The sequence below is a fragment of the Steroidobacter sp. genome, assembly GCF_016790065.1.
Classification (GTDB): Bacteria; Pseudomonadota; Gammaproteobacteria; order Steroidobacterales; family Steroidobacteraceae; genus Steroidobacter.
Window position 1 is genome coordinate 1 of sequence record NZ_JAEUPY010000929.1, and the last position, 3,535, is coordinate 3,535.

Here is a 3,535-nt window from a genome sequence, read left to right on the forward strand (position 1 = left end):
TCCGGTCCACCCGACTTCGCGGCGGCACTGAAGTACCGCAGGCCCCTCACGGCCACACTTGAGGGGTATTCGATAGCCTTCCGCTCGAACAGGCCAACTTTGCCGTAACCACCGTGTGATACCAAGCCTCGCTCAGCTTCGTGAGTGACGCCTTTCGTGGCTTGATGCTCGCGATCACCGGACAGTAGTTGCCCGCTTGCGCGGGACGCCCCCAAAGGGGATCGTTGTGCGCAATTAGTCCGCGTCGACTGCGTGAACCTTCGGCAGCTGGCGGGGTCCACCTCACACGCGAGGTCGTATGTACACGTGCCGGCTCGTTTTGATTCCTGCGGTGGCTCTCGGTGCCGTATTCGTTGCCGCCCTGACCGGGTGCACCCTGTACGGCGCAGGTGACTATCGCGGTTTTGGCCAGGGCCGCTCCGCGTCGAGCTACGGCCCAATGTCCGGCGGGAATAGCTGCGGATATGCCTCTTTCTCCCGTTGCAGCGATCTCGGCGCTTACCGCTACGGCTATAACCATTTGCACAGCGGCTGGGAGGATGGGTTTCACGGACATTTCGGATCCTCCCACGACAATCCGTGGTTCTCCCGTGCGTTCGGTTTTGACACGTACGGTCGTCATGACAGCCAAGCGCACGACGCTCTCGGAATTTTCGCGCCACCGATGTTCAACAGCTGGCGCATGGATCACGGCAAGTGGGGCCACTGGACGAGCACGGCGGTCTGGGACGAAAGCCATGGGCTATTCACACGCGGGACGTCGCACCGGGAAATTGCAGGACACGTTTCCTCCGGCCACCCAAGGGCGGCTCCGCACAGCAGTCAGAGCTTGCGCAATACGCCGAGCCATCGTTTCGGATCGGGCTTGCACGTGGGAAGTCATCACTGAGCGTCCGCCCTTTTGAAGCGCTGCTACCATTGAAAGGAACCGTTCGGCCGCGCAGCGGCGCGACCGCACGATCGGACTTGTGAGTTAGATCAAAGGACTTGAGTGCGAGCAATACGCAATCAGCTCGAGGTGGTGGGTGAACGCTCCGCTGCCGATCGGACGCGTCGGCGCAGGTCCCCGTGTCAGGGACAGCGACGGTTCACTGATGCTTTGGACGGTCGTGTTCGATGGGCGCCTTACGCAGCAAGGCCGCGTCGATGGGGTTGGATGCCGATGTCCTCGCGCATATCTCGGGCTGTGAAATAACTTTCGAGCCACGTGAGTTCTAGCGGTGGCGGGCCTCACGGAGGCATCCTCCAGTGGCTCTGGATGAGTCTATTCCGCCCCGGGTTAATCAGTCGCGCCTCGATCTACGTCGCACACTTGAAGCGCGGCAGCGCGGGTCAATCGAAGAGGTCGCGCAGCCAGGATCTGCGCCGGGACCCGTGATGACCTCCTCCGTGATGGCCTTCACGATAACGCCCCGCCTCCTCATAGTCGCGGTCCTCCACCGGTTGACGGGCCGAAGTTGACCGTTCCGTCGATAGACTGCGCTCGATGATCTTGTCGAGTTCGCCCCGATCCAGCCAGACACCACGACAGTTGGGGCAGTAGTCGATTTCGATGTTCTGGCGCTCGCTCATCACGAGTCCTACTTTGCATGCCGGGCACAGCAGATTGGCGTCTGTGCGCTTCTCAGTGCCACTCTGTCGTTCATTCATTACATCTCCTGCTCGAGGTGACGGAAAGGGCGCGCACAGTGCTGGAAACAGCTCATCAGATCGCAGCAGGTGCGGCGGCAACTACGTTCGCCCTAATGACGGTTCCCAAGGGTAGCGATGGCTGCCTACAAAACATGGCCGATCTCACTGTCCGAACTTTGAACACTCGACCGCATCTTGCGACCACACGCATGTCAGCGCGCAGTCGCACGCACGACGCGAAGCAAAGCTAGGCGCTTTCACTCGAGGCGCTATACGCCAACAGGCGCAAGGCGTTTGCGACAACGATCAGCGTCGAGCCCTCGTGCAGCAGCACCGCTGCGCCGATCTTCAAGCCGAACAAGGTTGCGGGGATCAGCACGGCCACCATTCCCAAACTCATCCATAGGTTCTGGCGGATGACTGAAGCGGTACGACGGCTGAGCCCCACGACAAACGGTAGGTTTCGAAGATCATCGGCCATCAGCGCCACGTCGGCTGTCTCCAGGGCGACATCGGAGCCTGCGGCGCCCATGGCAATACCAACGGTGGCGTTCGCCATGGCTGGTGCATCATTCACGCCGTCACCCACCATCGCTACACTGCCGTTCGCGCCCAGCTTTTTGATGGCCGCCACTTTATCGTCGGGCATCAAGTCGCCCCACGCTTCGTCGATACCGACCAACTTGGCCACGGCAGTGGCCACCCGGCGGTTGTCACCTGAGATCATGATCATGCGTGAGACGCCCAGCGTCCGCAGCCGAGCGATGACTTGCTTGGCATGTTGCCGAGGCGTGTCCATCAGGCCGATCACACCCAGATAACGATCCGCTCGCCTAACGACCATCATTGTTCGACCGGCCACTTCGAGCCCGGAGACAATCTCTCGAACCTCGAGGGTCAACGGCGTGCCCGATGCCTCACTAAAGAGCTCCGCCTTGCCGACGTGTACTTCGTCTCCTTCAATCCGTGCCGCCACGCCACGCCCCGTGATACTGCGCACGTCATGCGCCACCAGCGCCTGTTCCCCGGCGGCAGCTCGGACGCGCTCACTCCGGACGATTGCAGCGGCGAGTGGGTGATCACTGTGCGATTCCACTGCGAGCGTGACGGAAGCAAGCTCCTGCTCCGTGACGCCTGGAGCGGGCCGGATGTCCGTGACGTACGGCTTTCCTTCAGTAAGCGTACCGGTCTTGTCGAAGGCAATGGCGCTCAACCGTCCCAAGGTTTCGAGTGGCCCGCCGCCTTTGACCAGCACGCCACCTCGGGCGGCGCGCGCCACTGCGCACAACACCGCGCTTGGCGTCGCGATGGCAAGCGCACAGGGACTCGCCGCCACCAGCACCGCCATCGCACGATAGAACGTGTCCGCGAATGGCTCATCGATGACAAATCCCGCACCGAGCAATGCGACCACAAACAGCAGAATGGACGGCACGAAGATCCGCTCGAACTTCTCCGTCAGGCGCTGCGTCGGGGACTTCTGCGTCTCCGCCTCGTTGACCATCTTGATGACACGAGCCAGCGTGGTGTCCGACGACAAGCGGGTCACCTGGATCTCGAGCGCCCCGCTGCCGTTGATGGTGCCGGCGAAAACACGATGCGCAGCCTCGATCGACTCAGGCTTTCTCGCCGCCTTCTCCCGATCGTCAACCTGTCTCTTATCCGCCGGCACGCTCTCGCCCGTGACCGGCGCTTGATCCACGCTACTGGACCCCTTGATGATGAAACCATCCGACGGGATGCGCGCATCCGGCCGAACGATCACGACGTCGTCGATCAGCAGAGCTTCGACGGGAATCTCTTCGGTTCGCTCTCCCCGTCGCACCTCAGCCGTCAGTGGCGCCAACTTCGCGAGCGCCTCGATGGCCCGACGTGCTCGTCCCAGAGCATAATGCTCCAAAGC

General features: G+C 61.9%; 2 protein-coding genes. Both read right to left on the bottom strand.

The features are described from left to right. Positions 1-1,332 precede the first annotated feature (1,332 nt). Positions 1,333-1,650, bottom strand: a complete 318-nt coding sequence (locus tag JNL55_RS36905) for a zf-TFIIB domain-containing protein (RefSeq protein ID WP_293867012.1) — start codon at positions 1,648-1,650, stop codon at positions 1,333-1,335. A gap of 229 nt (positions 1,651-1,879) precedes the next feature. Then, positions 1,880-3,535: heavy metal translocating P-type ATPase (locus tag JNL55_RS36910; protein WP_293867015.1), on the bottom strand; the 1,656-nt coding region annotated here is incomplete at its 5' end.